This is a genomic window from Pseudomonas sp. 5P_5.1_Bac1, assembly GCF_025466015.1.
Lineage (GTDB): Bacteria > Pseudomonadota > Gammaproteobacteria > Pseudomonadales > Pseudomonadaceae > Aquipseudomonas.
The window spans coordinates 26,534-42,883 of the sequence record NZ_JANLNX010000007.1; the positions used below are offsets into that span (position 1 = coordinate 26,534).

General features: G+C 61.6%; 16 protein-coding genes. 11 read left to right on the forward strand and 5 right to left on the reverse strand.

Going from position 1 to position 16,350, the window contains the following annotated elements; genetic code table 11:
* Nucleotides 1-2: 2 nt before the first annotated feature.
* The 3 genes from NTD82_RS01170 (at nt 3) to cysC (ending at nt 2,557) form a co-directional block, all read left to right on the forward strand.
* Nucleotides 3-1,418 (forward strand): amino acid permease, encoded by a 1,416-nt coding sequence (locus NTD82_RS01170; RefSeq protein WP_262127474.1) that lies wholly within the window; start codon nt 3-5, stop codon nt 1,416-1,418.
* 99 nt (nt 1,419-1,517) lie between these two features.
* Complete coding sequence (gene arfB, locus NTD82_RS01175; protein WP_095156819.1) at nt 1,518-1,931, forward strand: alternative ribosome rescue aminoacyl-tRNA hydrolase ArfB; 414 nt, start codon at nt 1,518-1,520, stop codon at nt 1,929-1,931.
* 17 nt (nt 1,932-1,948) lie between these two features.
* Nucleotides 1,949-2,557: an adenylyl-sulfate kinase gene (cysC, locus tag NTD82_RS01180; protein WP_262127475.1), complete on the forward strand. Its 609-nt coding sequence runs from the start codon at nt 1,949-1,951 to the stop codon at nt 2,555-2,557.
* Nucleotides 2,558-2,626: 69 nt separating this feature from the next.
* Here the strand turns inward: cysC and NTD82_RS01185 are convergent, their stop codons facing one another.
* The 4 genes from NTD82_RS01185 to phhA form a co-directional block, all read right to left on the reverse strand.
* A complete protein-coding gene (locus NTD82_RS01185; RefSeq protein ID WP_256587790.1) occupies nt 2,627-2,758 on the reverse strand; it encodes a hypothetical protein in 132 nt (43 codons plus the stop codon).
* 207 nt (nt 2,759-2,965) lie between these two features.
* Complete coding sequence (locus tag NTD82_RS01190; RefSeq protein WP_262127476.1) at nt 2,966-4,159, reverse strand: amino acid aminotransferase; 1,194 nt, start codon at nt 4,157-4,159, stop codon at nt 2,966-2,968.
* The gene (locus tag NTD82_RS01195) at nt 4,159-4,515 is read right to left on the reverse strand and encodes a 4a-hydroxytetrahydrobiopterin dehydratase (RefSeq protein ID WP_110969543.1); all 357 of its coding nucleotides are present in this window, start codon (nt 4,513-4,515) and stop codon (nt 4,159-4,161) included. The genes NTD82_RS01190 and NTD82_RS01195 overlap by 1 nt, the downstream gene beginning before the upstream one ends.
* Nucleotides 4,516-4,557: 42 nt before the next feature.
* Nucleotides 4,558-5,346 carry a phenylalanine 4-monooxygenase gene (phhA, locus tag NTD82_RS01200; protein ID WP_095156822.1) on the reverse strand — a complete coding sequence of 263 codons (789 nt, stop codon included), beginning with the start codon at nt 5,344-5,346 and terminating at the stop codon, nt 4,558-4,560.
* 271 nt (nt 5,347-5,617) lie between these two features.
* On the opposite strand from phhA, the gene NTD82_RS01205 reads away from it, so the two are divergent.
* On the forward strand, nt 5,618-7,177 hold the full coding sequence (locus tag NTD82_RS01205; RefSeq protein ID WP_262127477.1) for a sigma-54-dependent transcriptional regulator: 1,560 nt from the start codon (nt 5,618-5,620) through the stop codon (nt 7,175-7,177).
* Between the two features lie 101 nt (nt 7,178-7,278).
* On the opposite strand, the gene NTD82_RS01210 is transcribed toward NTD82_RS01205, so the two are convergent.
* The gene (locus NTD82_RS01210) at nt 7,279-7,539 is read right to left on the reverse strand and encodes a DUF2790 domain-containing protein (RefSeq protein ID WP_095156824.1); all 261 of its coding nucleotides are present in this window, start codon (nt 7,537-7,539) and stop codon (nt 7,279-7,281) included.
* Between the two features lie 404 nt (nt 7,540-7,943).
* Here NTD82_RS01210 and acs point away from each other — a divergent pair, with 404 nt between their 5' ends.
* The 7 genes from acs (at nt 7,944) to NTD82_RS01245 (ending at nt 16,220) form a co-directional block, all read left to right on the forward strand.
* The gene (acs, locus tag NTD82_RS01215) at nt 7,944-9,899 is read left to right on the forward strand and encodes an acetate--CoA ligase (RefSeq protein WP_095156825.1); all 1,956 of its coding nucleotides are present in this window, start codon (nt 7,944-7,946) and stop codon (nt 9,897-9,899) included.
* Nucleotides 9,900-10,469: 570 nt separating this feature from the next.
* The gene (locus tag NTD82_RS01220; protein WP_262127478.1) at nt 10,470-11,255 is read left to right on the forward strand and encodes an ABC transporter substrate-binding protein; all 786 of its coding nucleotides are present in this window, start codon (nt 10,470-10,472) and stop codon (nt 11,253-11,255) included.
* Between the two features lie 89 nt (nt 11,256-11,344).
* Entirely contained in the window at nt 11,345-12,034 is a 690-nt protein-coding gene (locus tag NTD82_RS01225) for an ABC transporter permease (RefSeq protein ID WP_262127479.1), read from the forward strand.
* Entirely contained in the window at nt 12,031-12,729 is a 699-nt protein-coding gene (locus tag NTD82_RS01230) for an ABC transporter permease (RefSeq protein ID WP_262127480.1), read from the forward strand. The genes NTD82_RS01225 and NTD82_RS01230 overlap by 4 nt, the downstream gene beginning before the upstream one ends.
* 66 nt (nt 12,730-12,795) lie before the next feature.
* Complete coding sequence (locus NTD82_RS01235) at nt 12,796-13,560, forward strand: ABC transporter ATP-binding protein (RefSeq protein ID WP_262127481.1); 765 nt, start codon at nt 12,796-12,798, stop codon at nt 13,558-13,560.
* Nucleotides 13,561-13,695: 135 nt separating this feature from the next.
* Nucleotides 13,696-14,676 (forward strand): transcriptional regulator ArgR, encoded by a 981-nt coding sequence (gene argR, locus NTD82_RS01240; protein WP_095156829.1) that lies wholly within the window; start codon nt 13,696-13,698, stop codon nt 14,674-14,676.
* Nucleotides 14,677-14,999: 323 nt separating this feature from the next.
* Complete coding sequence (locus NTD82_RS01245; RefSeq protein WP_095156830.1) at nt 15,000-16,220, forward strand: aspartate aminotransferase family protein; 1,221 nt, start codon at nt 15,000-15,002, stop codon at nt 16,218-16,220.
* Nucleotides 16,221-16,350: the final 130 nt, after the last annotated feature.

Consider the following 16,350-nt stretch of genomic DNA (forward strand, 5'->3'; position numbering starts at 1 on the left):
TCATGAGTGGACAAAACCCACATTCAGGTGAGCTCAAGCGCGGCCTGAAAAATCGCCACATCCAGTTGATCGCCCTTGGCGGTGCAATTGGTACCGGACTGTTCCTCGGTTCGGCCGGGGTGATGAAATCGGCCGGTCCGTCGATGATCCTCGGTTACGCCATTTGCGGCTTCATCGCCTTCATGATCATGCGCCAGCTCGGCGAGATGATCGTCGAAGAGCCAGTCGCCGGCTCCTTCAGCCACTTCGCGCACAAATACTGGGGCGGTTTCGCCGGCTTTCTGTCGGGCTGGAACTGCTGGATGTTGTACATCCTCGTGGGCATGTCCGAGCTGACCGCGGTCGGCAAGTACGTCCATTACTGGTGGCCAGAGATCCCGACCTGGGCCTCGGCCGCGGCGTTCTTCATCCTGATCAACGCGATTAACCTGGCCAACGTGAAAGTGTTCGGCGAGGCCGAGTTCTGGTTCGCCATCATCAAGGTCCTGGCCATCGTCGGCATGATCGCCCTGGGCAGCTACATGCTGGTCAGCGGCAGCGGCGGCCCGGAAGCCTCGGTCAGCAACCTCTGGGAACACGGCGGGTTCTTCCCCAACGGGGTCAGCGGCCTGGTCATGGCCCTGGCGATCATCATGTTCTCCTTCGGTGGCCTGGAAATGCTCGGCTTCACCGCAGCCGAGGCCGACAAGCCGAAGACCGTGATCCCGAAAGCGATCAACCAGGTCATCTACCGCATCCTGATTTTCTACATCGGTGCCCTGGTTGTGCTGCTGTCGCTGACCCCATGGAACAGCCTGGTGGCCAACATCGATGCGTCCGGCGGTTCCTATAGCGGCAGCCCGTTCGTCCACGTGTTCTCGATGCTGGGCAGCAACACTGCGGCGCACATCCTCAACTTCGTGGTCCTGACTGCGGCGCTGTCGGTGTACAACAGCGGCACTTACTGCAACGCCCGCATGCTCTACGGCATGGCCGAGCAGGGCGATGCCCCGGCAGGCCTGGCGAAGATCGACAAGCGCGGTGTGCCGGTGCGTTCGATCCTGGCCTCGGCGGCGGTGACCCTGGTGGCGGTGCTGCTCAACTACTTCATGCCGCAGCACGCGCTGGAAATGCTGATGTCGCTGGTGGTCGCGGCGCTGGTGATCAACTGGGCGATGATCAGCTACTCGCACCTGAAATTCCGTCAGCACATGGACCGCACTGGCCAGAAGTCGCTGTTCAAGGCGCTGTGGTACCCCTATGGCAACTACCTTTGCCTGGCGTTCGTGGTGCTGATCCTCGGCATCATGCTGCTGATCCCGGGCATCCAGAATTCGGTGTATGCGATTCCGGTCTGGCTGCTGGTGATGTGGGTGGGTTATGTGCTCAAGAGCAAGCGTTCCGCGGCGACCCCTGCGGTAAGCTCGGCGGTCAAGTAAGTCAGGGCGCGACGGTTCACTGCGCCGAACCGTCGTGAGCAGCCCCAAAACCGACAACACCGAGTATCCTGACGCCCAGCCACCCAACTGGGCGTTTCCATGCTTGTCCTCTCCAACACCGTCCACATTCCCGACGAAGAAATCGAGTTGAATGCCATCCGCGCGCAAGGCGCGGGCGGGCAGAACGTCAACAAGGTCTCCAGCGCCGTGCACCTGCGCTTCGACAGTCAGGCATCATCGCTGCCGCCGTTCTACAAGGAGCGCCTGCTGCAGGTCAGCGACAGCCGGATCACCCGCGACGGTGTGATCGTGATCAAGGCCCAGCAACACCGCACCCAGGAACAGAACCGCGCCGACGCTCTCGAGCGCTTGCGCGAGCTGATTCTCGCGGCAGTGAAGGTGGAAAAGGCGCGGCGTCCCACGCGTCCGACCCTGGGTTCGAAGACCCGGCGCCTGGACACCAAGAGCAAGCGTGGGGCAATCAAGGCAGGCCGCGGAAAAATCGACTACTGATACGCGAAAGGACACTCATGGCTTCTGAACGGAATCTGACCTGGCAGCCGACCGCGCTCGATCCTGCCACCCGCAACGCCAACGGCCAGCGCCCGCTGACGCTCTGGTTCACCGGTTTCAGCGGTTCGGGCAAGAGCACCCTGGCTTTTGCCATGGAGCGCTTGCTGGTCGGGCAGGGCATTGCCTGCTGCGTGCTGGATGGCGACAACATCCGCCATGGCTTGTGCAGCGACCTGGGCTTCGATGCCCACAGCCGGACGGAAAATATCCGTCGCGTGGCGGAGGTGGCGCGCTTGATGAACGATGCCGGGCTGGTGGTGATGGCCGCGTTCATTTCACCCTACCGACGTGATCGCGATAGGGCGCGGGACATCATTGGCGCCGAGCGCTTCCACGAAATCCATGTCAGTGCGCCGCTGGACGTGTGCGAGGGGCGTGATCCCAAGGGGCTGTATCGCAAGGCGCGGGCGGGGGTGTTGAGCGGATTTACCGGGATCGACGATCCCTACGAAGCACCGCTGGCGCCGGACGAGGCGCTGAATACCGACAGCCTGTCGCTGGAGCGTTGCATGGAGATTCTGCTGGCGCGGGTGCGCGGCGGAGAAGGCGGGGAACGTTGTTCTTGAGCGTGTGAAAACCGGTTGGTGAGGTTGTCCCCCGGTAACCGAGGTTTTCACACGTCCTGTAGTGCGCGGTTATTCCTGGTCGGCGCTCGGGTTTTCGTCGCCGTGTTGTTCAGCCGCTTGGGCTGTTTCGGCGCTGTGAGTGGCGGGCGTCTGTTCGACGGGGTTCAGGCTTGGGAAGGGAAGATTCGGGATTTCATGCATCTCGTCGTTCCTCGCAAGTTCGATAGTTGAAAGATTACGCGATTGCGCGTGTGGCTCCTGAGAAGCCGGGGGCAGAATACAGCAGTCTGAGTGACAGAATGAATTTTCCTGCTATTTGGTAGGAAATTTACGACATTCGAGCTGTGAAGCCCGCCCCTGCGGTTTGTGCTTGGGCAGGCGCGAGCTTGTTTTGCGATGCAAATGGCCTTAGCCGCAGACGTCCGCGATCGCCGCCGCCAGCACGTCCAGCCTGGCTTCATCTGCGCCGGCGACGTTCGCCCGCCCGGTGCTCACCATGTAGATGCTGTGCCGTTCCCGCAACGCCGCCACTTGCTGTGGCGACAACCCGGTGTAGGAAAACATCCCGCGCTGCTCGGCAATATGGGCAAACCGCTCACTCAGCCCATGCGGCGCCAGCGCGTCCACCAGGCCGACCCGCAGCCGGGCGATTCGCTGGCGCATGGCCTCGACTTCTTCGATCCACAGGCATTTCAGCGCCGGGTCGCCGAGAATCTCCGCGACCACCGCCGCGCCATGGTCCGGCGGGGTGGACCACAGGTTGCGGGCGATAAACGCCAACTGGCTGCGCACATCCAGCAACTTCGGCGCATCGTGGCTGCACACCAGCAGGGCGCCGGTGCGTTCGCGGTAGAGGCCGAAGTTCTTCGAGCAGGAACTGGTGATCAGCAACTCGGGCAGTTCGGCGGCAAACAGCCGCACAGCCCAGGCGTCTTCTTCCAGCCCGTCGCCGAAGCCCTGGTAGGCGAAGTCGATCAGGGGCAGCAGCGAGCGGCGGCGCACCACCTCCAGCACCGCCTGCCAGTCATCCCGCGACAGGTCGAAACCGGTCGGGTTGTGGCAGCAGGCGTGCAGCAGGACGATATCGCCCTCCGGCGCCGTTTCCAGCGCGGCGAGCATGCCGGCGACGTTCAGGCGGTTATCCGCGCCCACATAGGGATAGTGGCTGACCGTCAGGCCAGCGCTGGCAAAGATGGTTTCGTGGATCGGCCAGGTCGGGTCGCTGAGCCAGATCCCGCGGCCCGGCAGACACTGCCGGGCGAATTCCGCGGCCAGGCGCAGGGCGCCAGTGCCGCCCGGGGTCTGGGTGGCGCCGACGCGTTGTTCCGTCAGCAACGACGAGGCGCTGCCCAGCACCAGCTCGCAGAGCAGCCGGCCGAACGCGGCATCGCCGTGTCCGCCGACATAACTCTTGCTGACCTGCCGATCGACAAGACGCTGCTCCGCCTGTTTGACCGCCGCCGGTACTGGCGTCAGGCCCTGGGCGTCCTTGAACACGCCGACACCCAGGTCGAACTTGGCGGGATTGCTGTCCTTGGCGTACGCCTCCATGAGGCCGAGGATCGGGTCACCCGGAACCCGGGTGATGGCCTCGAAGTGCATCACTTGCGGCCTTCGGCGGTCTGGGCGACCTCGTCGGTGCGCGCGGCCATGATGAAGTCGTTACGGTGCAGGCCCTTGATCGAGTGGCTCCACCAGGTGACGGTGACTTTGCCCCACTCGGTCAGCAGGCCTGGGTGATGGCCTTCGGCTTCGGAGATTTCGCCGACGGCGTTGGTGAAGGCCAGGGCGTGCTTGAAATTCTTGAACAGGAAGACTTTTTCCAACTGCATGATCCCGTCGCGGACTTCGATGTTCCAGTCAGGAATCTGCGCGATCAGTGCTGGCAGTTCGTCGTCGCTGACTTTCGGCGCGTCGGCACGGCAGGCTTCGCAGTGGGCTTGGTTCAAGGCGTTCATAAAGTTTTCCGCAAGTGGATTGTTATAGGTGTACAGGGCGGCTCAGGCGGCCGCCTTGGGTGGAAATTTCGGCGCGTGCAGGCCGAGCTGCATGGCCTGCGCGACGATGCCCATGATGTCTTCGTGCGCCAGGTCGAACAGGCGCTTGAGGCTCGGCAGGGCAAAGTAGACCGGCTGCAGAATGTCGATGCGGTAAGGCGTGCGCATCGCTTCCAGCGGGCTGAATGGCTGATGTTCGGGCTCGTCGGAGAGACTGTAGACCGTCTCTTTCGGCGAGGACAGGATGCCGCCGCCGTAGATCCTGCGGCCTTGCGGCGTATCGATCAGGCCGAACTCGATGGTCATCCAGTACAGGCGGGCGAGGTACACGCGCTGTTCCTTGGTGGCGGCCAGGCCGAGCTTGCCGTAGGTGTGGGTGAATTCGGCGAACCACGGGTTGGTCAGCAGCGGGCAGTGGCCAAAGATCTCGTGGAAGATGTCCGGCTCTTGCAGGTAGTCGAGTTCTTCTTCGCTGCGAATGAAGGTCGCCACCGGGAAGCGCTTGCTCGCCAGCAGTTCGAAAAAGGTCTGGAAGGGGATCAGCGCCGGCACCCGGGCAACTTGCCAGCCGGTGGTGGCGCCCAGTACCGCGTTGATTTCGGAGAGCTGCGGGATGCGGTCATGGGGCAGGTTGAGCTGTTCGATGCCGTCCAGGTATTCCTGGCACGCGCGCCCCTCAATCACCTTTAGTTGCCGGGTGATCAGGGTGTTCCACACCGCATGTTCCTGCGGCGGGTAATCGATAAAACCTTGCGCATCGGGCTCACGGGCCACGTATTGCGTCTGTTTCATGCTGCTCTCCTGATGAGGGCTCTTATTGTTTTGAAGGCTTGCGCCGTGCCCTTAGAGATAGCCGCTGGCTTTGAATTTTTCAGCTACCCGCGTAGAGGAAGACCCGCGCCAGTAGGCGGTTTTTGTAACGCAGATTTTACGAATCAGGTCGGGATCCGCAAAATCGCGGCCCTATGACCCTGTGAAAGCCGATTTTTGTAACGTATTATTTACAAATTTTCCGGCGCTCAAGCAGAAAAATCGTCGGTCTCACTGCTTTGTAGGACCTTTCATGCGTATCAAAGTGCATTGCCAGAACCGCATCGGCATTCTCCGGGACATCCTCAACCTGCTGGTGGCCTATGGCATCAACGTGGCTCGGGGCGAGGTGGGCGGTGAGCACGGCAACGCCATCTATTTGCACTGCCCGAACCTGATCAACCTGCAATTCCAGGCGCTGCGGCCGAAATTCGAGGCGATCACCGGGGTCTTCGGAGTCAAGCGCGTGGGTCTGATGCCGAGCGAGCGGCGGCACATGGAGTTGAATGCGCTGCTTGGCGCGCTGGATTTCCCGGTGCTGTCGATCGACATGGGCGGCTCGATCGTTGCCGCCAACCGTGCGGCGGCGCAGTTGCTCGGGGTGCGGGTCGATGAGGTGCCGGGCATTCCGCTGTCGCGCTATGCCGAGGATTTCGACCTGCCGGAACTGGTGCGGGCCAACAAGTCGCGGATCAATGGGTTGCGGGTCAAGGTCAAGGGCGATGTGTTCCTGGCGGATATCGCGCCGCTGCAATCCGAGCACGATGACAGCGAGGCGCTGGCCGGCGCGGTGTTGACCCTGCACCGCGCCGACCGTATCGGCGAGCGCATCTACAACGTGCGCAAGCAGGAACTGCGCGGGTTCGACAGTATTTTCCAGAGTTCGCGGGTGATGGCTGCGGTGGTGCGCGAGGCGCGGCGCATGGCGCCGCTGGACGCGCCGCTGCTGATCGAAGGCGAAACCGGCACCGGCAAGGAGTTGCTGGCCCGGGCCTGTCACCTTGCCAGCCCGCGGGGGCAAGCGCCGTTGATGGCGCTGAATTGCGCCGGGTTGCCTGAGTCGATGGCCGAGACCGAGTTGTTCGGTTATGGCCCCGGCGCGTTCGAGGGCGCGCGCGCCGAAGGCAAGCTGGGCCTGCTGGAACTGACCGCGGGCGGCACGCTGTTTCTCGATGGTGTCGATGAGATGAGTCCGCGTTTGCAGGTGAAGTTGCTGCGCTTCCTGCAGGACGGCTGCTTCCGCCGCGTGGGCAGCGACGAAGAGGTTTACCTGGATGTACGGGTGATCTGTGCGACCCAGGTGGATTTGTCCGAACTCTGTGCCCGTGGCGAATTCCGCCAGGACCTCTATCACCGCCTCAATGTCTTGTCGCTGCACATTCCGCCGCTGCGCGAATGCCTTGATGGCCTGCCGCCGCTGGTGGAGCACTTCCTCGATCAGGCCAGCCGGCAGATCGGTTGCCCCTTGCCGCGCCTGGCGCCGGCGGCGCTGGAACGGTTGAGCCAGTACCACTGGCCGGGCAATGTCCGGCAACTGGAGAACGTGCTGTTCCAGGCGGTTTCGCTTTGCGAGGGCGGGGTGGTCAAGTCTGAACATATTCGTCTGCCGGACTACGGCGCCCGCCAGCCATTGGGTGAGTTCTCCCTGGAAGGCGATCTGGCGCAAATTGTCGGACGATTTGAAAAGGCAGTGCTGGAATGTTTGCAGGGCGACTATCCAACCAGTCGGGCATTGGGTAAACGGCTGGGCGTTTCCCATACAACCATTGCCAACAAGTTGCGTGATTATGCAATTGGAAAGTCCGGCGAATAATTCGCGGAACTATAAAAAAGGCGGGAGCTTTATTAAGGGCGTGTTATCAGGGCGTGGCGCCTCTTTTGGGTAAAAGAGGCGCGACAGCCACGCTAGGTTGATTAGCCGTTAGAGCAACCGTTACCCATGACGCGGTATTCGAGGATGTGCTTCTGGCCTTGGGAGTCTTCATAGGTCATGCGGGCTGGAACCACTTCGCAGACGTTCGGGATCTCGCTCATCGAAATGACTTTGGCGATGTCCAGATGTTGCGAGTAACTGTACTGTTCAACCGGGATCTGCTCGGCGGTGGAGTTTGCAACTTCGTCGGCCATGGCCGCTGCGCAAAAACTACCGAGTGCCAATACCAGTAAAGCTTTCATCTTCAATTTACCTGTCCAGGGTCGAAAGAGGGGGCGTAGCGCTTGTGGCGCTACGTTGCAGCAAAGTAAAAGCGGAAAGTTATCTCGGGATTAACGTGCCTTCGTGGGGGCTGTTACCTGAAGTTAATCGCGTTGCCGTTGCTGGCGAGGTGAATTTTAGGGCGGGGCATGAAACTGAAACAGTCGGTGTTTTGATAAACACTGTTGGCAAATTTTGTAACAATCGCCCTCGGCAGGCCTTTTGTTTCTTTGGGATTAGAGATCGATGCCCGTTCTAGAGCGGTTCCGGCCATGTGGTGGCCGAAAAGACCGCCCTGTTACTACCAACGTCGAATGGCCTGAGAGGCTCTGTTACAGTTAAAACAAGGTCATACAAAAACAACTATTACACCGAGGTAAAAAAGATGAGTGCGGCTTCCCTGTACCCCGTTCGTCCCGAGGTTGCGGCGAATACCCTGACTGACGAGGCTACCTACAAGGCCATGTATCAGAAGTCGGTGATCAACCCGGATGGCTTCTGGCGTGAGCAGGCTCAGCGCCTCGACTGGATCAAGCCGTTTACCAAGGTCAAGCAGACCTCGTTCGACGACCACCACGTCGATATCAAGTGGTTCGCCGATGGCACCCTGAACGTTTCCTACAACTGCCTGGACCGTCATCTGGCCGAGCGTGGCGATCAGCTCGCAATCATCTGGGAAGGCGACGACCCTTCCGAACACCGCAACATCACCTACCGCGAACTGCACGAGCAAGTCTGCAAATTCGCCAACGCCCTGCGTGGCCAGGACGTTCACCGCGGCGACGTGGTAACCATCTACATGCCGATGATCCCCGAGGCCGTGGTCGCCATGCTGGCCTGCGCCCGTATCGGTGCGATCCACTCCGTGGTCTTCGGCGGCTTCTCGCCGGAAGCCCTGGCCGGCCGCATCATCGACTGCAAGTCCAAAGTGGTGATCACCGCCGACGAAGGCCTGCGTGGCGGTCGCCGCACGCCGTTGAAAGCCAACGTCGACGACGCGCTGACCAACCCGGAAACCAACAGCATCCAGAAAGTCATCGTGTGCAAGCGCACAGGTTCCGATATCAAGTGGAACCAGCACCGCGACATCTGGTACGAAGACCTGATGAAAGTCGCTGGCAGCGTCTGCGCCCCGAAAGAAATGGGTGCCGAAGAAGCGCTGTTCATCCTCTACACCTCCGGTTCCACCGGCAAACCGAAGGGCGTGCTGCACACCACCGGCGGTTACCTGGTCTACGCCGCCATGACCCATGAGCGCGTGTTCGACTACCGTCCGGGCGAAGTCTACTGGTGCACCGCCGACGTCGGCTGGGTCACCGGCCACAGCTACATCGTCTACGGCCCGCTGGCCAACGGCGCGACCACCCTGCTGTTCGAAGGCGTGCCGAACTACCCGGATATCACCCGCGTGTCGAAGATCATCGACAAGCACAAGGTCAACATCCTCTACACCGCGCCGACCGCCATTCGCGCCATGATGGCCGAAGGTCAGGCCGCTGTTGCCGGCGCCGATGGCTCCAGCCTGCGCCTGCTGGGTTCGGTCGGCGAGCCGATCAACCCGGAAGCCTGGAACTGGTACCACCAGGCGGTCGGCAAAGAGCGTTGCCCGATCGTCGACACCTGGTGGCAGACCGAAACCGGCGGCGTGCTGATCAGCCCGTTGCCAGGCGCTACCGCACTGAAGCCAGGCTCGGCGACCCGTCCGTTCTTCGGCGTGGTGCCGGCGCTGGTGGACAACCTGGGCAACCTGATCGAGGGCGCCGCCGAAGGCAACCTGGTGATCCTCGACTCGTGGCCGGGCCAGGCGCGTTCGCTGTACGGCGACCACGACCGCTTCGTCGATACCTACTTCAAGACGTTCCGCGGCATGTACTTCACCGGTGACGGTGCCCGTCGCGACGAAGACGGCTACTACTGGATCACCGGCCGTGTCGACGACGTGCTCAACGTTTCCGGTCACCGCATGGGCACCGCCGAGATCGAAAGCGCCATGGTCGCCCACCCGAAAGTCGCCGAAGCGGCGGTGGTCGGTGTGCCGCACGACATCAAGGGGCAGGGCATCTACGTCTACGTCACCCTCAACGGTGGCGAGGAGCCGACCGAGGCGCTGCGCCTGGAGCTGAAAAACTGGGTGCGCAAGGAGATTGGCCCGATCGCTTCGCCAGACGTCATCCAGTGGGCGCCGGGCCTGCCGAAGACCCGTTCGGGCAAGATCATGCGCCGTATCCTGCGCAAGATCGCCACGGCCGAGTACGACGCACTGGGCGACATTTCCACCCTGGCCGACCCAGGCGTCGTGGCGCATCTGGTCGAGACCCACAAGACCATGAGCGCCGCCTGAAGCGCCGAGTGTTTCGCAGGGTAAGCCAGCAGTCGCTCCGCGGAGGAGCTGTGTAGTACCTCCCGGGCGTGGCTTGCTCCGCGATCTTTCGAAGAAAACCCAAGGCCCCGCCAGCATGCGCTGCGCGGGGCCTTGGGTTTTTTGTTACTTCGACTTTCATCGGTAACCCTTCTGTCACTGCATTCGTACAAAAACGGGGCAATAGGAAACGTGAATGTGCGTTATTGGTGCGCTATTTCATGAAATTTCCGACACTCAAACGGCTGGGCTTGCCGTGATACAAGGCTTTGCCAATAATGGGCCCGGTTATTGCTTTGGTTACAGGTTATTTGTTTTTCGCTTTTGCATATTCCCCGAAAACTGTCAATATCCCCCGGCCATTCTTCCAGCGCTTCTGTAACTACTTGTCGCTTTGAAGAAATATCGGCTTCCGAGCTGTCGTTAAAATGCCGATCACTCGCTCGTGGCACCGGACCGGTGGTCAGGCCCCGCGCAGCTCTGCGTTGTACTCATTCGCATAGTGGGCAGTCAAACTGCCTGGCATTGCCCTTTACCGATTGGAGTTCCCAGATGAAAAAACTCGCACTGCTTGGCGCACTGGCGCTATCCGTGTTTTCCCTGGCATCGCTGGCTGACGAAAAACCGCTGAAAATCGGCATCGAGGCCGCTTACCCACCCTTCGCGTCGAAAGCGCCGGATGGCAGCATCGTTGGCTTCGACTACGACATCGGCAACGCCCTGTGCGCCGAGATGAAGGTCAAGTGCACCTGGGTCGAGCAGGAATTCGACGGCCTGATCCCGGCCCTGAAGGTCCGCAAGATCGACGCCATCCTGTCGTCCATGTCTATCACCGAAGACCGCAAGAAGTCGGTTGATTTCACCAACCGCTACTACCTGACCCCGGCTCGCCTGGTCATGAAGGACGGCACCGCTGTCAGCGAAAGCCTGAGCGAACTGCAAGGCAAGAAAATCGGTGTGCAGCGCGGCTCGATCCACGACCGCTTCGCCAAGGAAGTTTTCGCTCCGAAAGGCGCCACCATCGTTCCTTACGGCACCCAGAACGAAATCTACCTGGACATCACCGCGGGCCGTCTGGATGGCACCGTGGCCGATGCTACGCTTCTCGAAGACGGTTTCCTGAAGACCGACGCCGGCAAGGGCTATAGCTTCGTAGGCCCGGCCTTCACCGACTCGAAATACTTCGGTGACGGCATCGGCATCGCCGTACGCAAGGGCGACAAGGAAAACCTGGAGCGCATCAACGCCGCCATCGCCGGTATTCGCGCCAGCGGCAAGTACAAAGAGATCCAGGACAAGTACTTCAACTTCGATATCTACGGCCCGGAAAGCAAGTAACCGTCGTCGTGTCACCTGTTCAATGGTGCAAGCAGCAGAAGCGCTGAGGCTTGCACCATTTTTTCATCCCTAAGGTCGAGGACCTCATCATGTTGAAAGGCTACGGGGCAGTCATCCTCGATGGAGCGTGGCTGACGCTACAGCTCGCCTTGTCGTCCATGGCCCTGGCCATCGTGCTCGGCCTGATTGGCGTGGCCTTGCGCCTGTCGCCGGTGCGCTGGCTGGCCTGGCTGGGCGATCTTTATGCCACGGTGATTCGCGGCATTCCCGATCTGGTACTGATCCTGCTGATCTTCTATGGCGGCCAGGATCTTCTCAACCGTGTCGCGCCGCTGTTCGGCTTCGACGACTACATCGACCTCAATCCGCTGATGGCGGGTATCGGCACCCTGGGCTTCATCTTCGGTGCCTACCTGTCGGAAACCTTCCGCGGCGCGTTCATGGCCATTCCCAAGGGGCAGGCCGAAGCCGGCATGGCCTACGGCATGAGCAACCTGCAGATTTTCTTCCGGGTGCTGGTGCCGCAGATGATCCGCCTGGCGATCCCCGGCTTCACCAACAACTGGCTGGTCCTGACCAAGGCGACCGCGCTGATTTCGGTGGTGGGCCTGCAAGACATGATGTTCAAGGCCAAGCAGGCGGCCGACGCCACCCGCGAGCCTTTCACCTTCTTCCTGGCAGTGGCGGCTCTGTACCTGGTGATTACCAGTGTTTCGTTGCTGGCCCTGCGTTACCTGGAAAAACGCTACTCGGTTGGCGTAAAGGCGGCTGAACTATGATTTTCGACTACAACGTCATCTGGGAAGCCCTGCCGCTGTACTTCGGCGGCCTGTTGACCACGCTCAAGCTGTTGGCGATTTCCCTGTTGTTCGGTCTGCTGTCGGCAATCCCGCTGGGTCTGATGCGGGTGTCGAAGCAGCCGGTGGTGAACTTCACCGCCTGGCTCTACACCTATGTGATCCGCGGGACGCCAATGCTGGTGCAGCTTTTCCTTATCTACTACGGGCTGGCCCAGTTCCAGGCGGTGCGGGAAAGCTTCCTCTGGCCATGGCTGTCCAGCGCCACGTTCTGTGCCTGCCTGGCGTTCGCCATCAACACCAGCGCCTACACCGCGGAAATCATCGCCGGCAGCCTCAAGGCCACGCCGCACGGTGAGATCGAGGCGGCCAAGGCGGTCGGCATGTCGCGCTACAAGATGTACCGCCGGATCCTGCTGCCCTCGGCCCTGCGCCGGGCGCTGCCGCAGTACAGCAACGAAGTGATCATGATGCTGCAGACCACCAGCCTGGCCTCGATCGTCACCCTGATCGACATCACCGGTGCGGCGCGGACCGTCAACGCCCAGTTCTACCTGCCGTTCGAGGCGTATATCACCGCCGGCGTGTTCTACCTGTGCCTGACGTTCATCCTGGTCCGCCTGTTCAAGCTTGCCGAACGCCGCTGGCTCGGCTACCTGGCGCCGCGCAAGGGCTGAGGCCCGCGGCTAATTTTTCGCCCTTGGCGTGTGTTCACGACTGAACGCTTTGTGAGAACCGACAGCATGTACAAACTCGAAGTCCAAGACCTGCATAAACGCTATGGCAGCCATGAAGTGCTCAAGGGTGTATCGCTGGCCGCCAAGGCCGGTGACGTGATCAGCATCATCGGCTCCAGCGGTTCTGGCAAAAGTACTTTCCTGCGCTGCATCAACCTGCTGGAGCAGCCGCACGCCGGCAAGATCCTGCTCAACAACGAAGAGCTCAAGCTGGTGCCGAACAAGGACGGCGCGCTCAAGGCCGCCGATCCCAGGCAGTTGCAGCGCATGCGTTCGCGGCTGTCGATGGTGTTCCAGCACTTCAACCTGTGGTCGCACATGACCGCGCTGGAAAACATCATCGAAGCGCCGGTGCACGTGCTCGGCATGAGCAAGAAAGACGCGCTGGAAAAGGCCGAGCATTACCTGGCCAAGGTCGGCGTCGCCCATCGCAAGGACGCCTATCCTGGCCACATGTCCGGCGGCGAGCAGCAGCGCGTGGCGATCGCTCGTGCCCTGGCGATGGAGCCGGAGGTGATGCTGTTCGACGAGCCGACCTCGGCGCTCGACCCGGAACTGGTGGGCGATGTCCTCAAGGTCATGCAGTCGCTGGCCCAGGAAGGTCGGACCATGGTGGTGGTGACCCACGAAATGGGCTTCGCCCGTGAGGTTTCCAATCAACTGGTGTTCCTGCACAAGGGGCTGGTGGAAGAAACCGGCAACCCGCGTGAAGTGCTGGTCAATCCACAGTCCGAGCGTCTGCAGCAGTTCCTTTCGGGCAGCCTGAAATAAGCCGGTGGCTCACCAAGCTGCCGCTTTGCACCAAAATAGGTCATGCTGCGCCACCCGCGCAGCCTGCACCAGGCATTATCCCGCCCGTCTACAGTGACGGGCGTCAGACTCACTTCAGGTTTCGGACCGCACCTTATGACCAACCAGCGAATCGGTTTTCTCATCTGGCCCAGCACCAAGGCGCTGACCCTTGCGCTGGCCGAAGAGGTGCTGCGGGTGGCGCAGAAGGTGCACCCGGACGTGACCTACGAATTGGCCTTTCTCCAGGCCGAAGCCCCGGTCGAAGGTGACTGGCGCCTGCCGGGCGAGCCATGGACCGGGCGCCTGGAAAACTGCCAGAAGCTGTTTTTGCTGGCCGATGAACCGCCGGTGACGGTTGGCGCGGCGCTGGCCGGGGCGCTCAAGCAACTGGTGCGTTCCGGTTGCGTGGTGGGCGGCTTGTCGGCGGGGGTCTATCCGCTGGCGCAGCTTGGTTTGCTGGATGGCTACCGCGCCGCGGTGCACTGGCGCTGGCAGGATGATTTTTCCGAGCGTTTCCCCAAGGTGATCGCCACCAGTCATCTGTTCGACTGGGACCGTGATCGCCTGACCGCCTGTGGTGGCATGTCGGTGGTGGACCTCCTGCTCGCGGTGCTGGCGCGGGATCACGGCGCCGAGCTGGCTGGCGCGGTGTCCGAGGAACTGGTGGTGGAGCGCATCCGCGAAGGCGGCGAGCGTCAGCGCATTCCCCTGCAGAACCGTCTTGGCTCCAGCCATCCGAAGCTGACCCAAGCCGTGCTGCTGATGGAAGCCAATATTGAAGAGCCGCTGACCACTGATGAGATTGCCCAGCATGTCTGTGTGTCGCGTCGGCAACTGGAGCGGATCTTCAAGCAGTACCTGAACCGCGTGCCGAGCCAGTATTACCTGGAACTGCGCCTGAACAAGGCACGACAGATGCTGATGCAGACCAGCAAGTCGATCATTCAGATCGGCTTGTCCTGCGGCTTCTCTTCCGGTCCGCACTTCTCCAGCGCGTACCGCAACTTCTTCGGTGCCACCCCGCGGGAGGACCGCAACCAGCGCCGCAGCAGCTCGCCGTTCGAATTGTCCTCGGTGCCTGCCGAGCGGGGGTGAGCGTCCGGGCTCATCGCTGGCTTGCCAGCGATGAGGCCGGAACAGCCCCCCTTATCCTCCAATCGCCCCACCCCCATGACCGCCTGGTCATCTCCCCGTAGAAAAACCCTCAATCCCCCGCATCGCTTCTCCCCGTCAGCACCCCGCACCGTTTAAACTGCGCCTTTGCGACCCTATTTGTCGCATTGCCGAAAGCCTTGGAAAAACAGGGTTTGGCGCTATAAGAAGTTGTCGCTTGGCGGCAAGGCCGAGTGTTCATCTCTCCTTACAATCCCCCCATCGCTCGCCAGTTCCAGGCAGGCGTTCCTCTTCAGGAGACTCCGATGTCCGTTGAGCAAGCTCCGGTGCAACGCGCCGATTTCGACCAGGTAATGGTTCCCAACTATGCGCCAGCAGCGTTCATTCCCGTGCGTGGCGCCGGTTCCCGAGTCTGGGACCAGTCGGGCCGCGAGCTGATCGATTTCGCTGGCGGCATCGCCGTAAACGTTCTGGGGCATGCCCATCCGGCATTGGTCGCGGCACTGACCGAACAGGCCAACAAGCTGTGGCATGTGTCCAACGTGTTCACCAACGAGCCGGCTTTGCGCCTGGCCCGCAAGCTGGTCGACGCGACCTTCGCCGACCGCGCGTTCTTCTGCAACTCCGGCGCCGAGGCCAACGAGGCCGCGTTCAAGCTGGCCCGTCGCGTTGCCCACGACCGTTTCGGTCCTGAAAAGAACGAAATCATTGCCACCGTCAACAGCTTCCACGGTCGCACCCTGTTCACCGTGAGCGTCGGCGGCCAGCCGAAGTACTCCGACGGCTTCGGCCCGAAGATCACCGGTATCAGCCATGTGCCGTACAACGACCTGGAAGCGCTGAAAGCGCAGATTTCCGACAAGACCTGCGCCGTCGTGATCGAGCCGATCCAGGGCGAGAGCGGTGTGGTCCCGGCCGACAAGGCCTACCTGCAAGGCGCCCGCGAACTGTGCGACAAGCACAATGCGCTGCTGATCTTCGACGAAGTGCAGACCGGCGTTGGCCGTACCGGCGAGCTGTATGCCTACATGCACTACGGCGTGACCCCGGACATCCTCTCCAGCGCCAAGAGCCTGGGCGGCGGTTTCCCGATTGGCGCAATCCTGACCACCGACGACCTGGCCAAGCACCTGGCCGTCGGCACCCACGGCACCACCTACGGCGGCAACCCGCTGGGCTGCGCCGTCGCCAACGCCGTGCTGGACATCGTCAACACCCCTGAAGTGCTGGACGGCGTCAAAGCCAAGCACGAGCGCTTCAAGTCCCGCCTTGAGCAGATCGGTGAGAAATACGGCCTGTTCAGCCTGGTGCGCGGTCGCGGCCTGCTGATCGGCTGCGTGCTGACCGAGGCCTGGAAAGGCAAGGCCAAGGACGTGTTCAACGCTGCAGAGCAAGAGGGCCTGATGGTCCTGCAGGCCGGCCCGGATGTGGTGCGTTTCGCCCCGAGCCTGGTGGTCGAAGATGCCGACATCGATGAAGGTCTGGACCGTTTCGAGCGCGCTGCCGCCAAGCTGACCAAGGCCTGATAAGCCTCCACTGTCCCGTCGCTGGCCGTCACTGGCCAGCGAACCGATTTCATGTGGCCTGTGCCTGGTGTGCACACGCCGCTTTTTTTGCGCCGACCGTTGTCGGCCCGTATACCCGAAAGGAGTGACA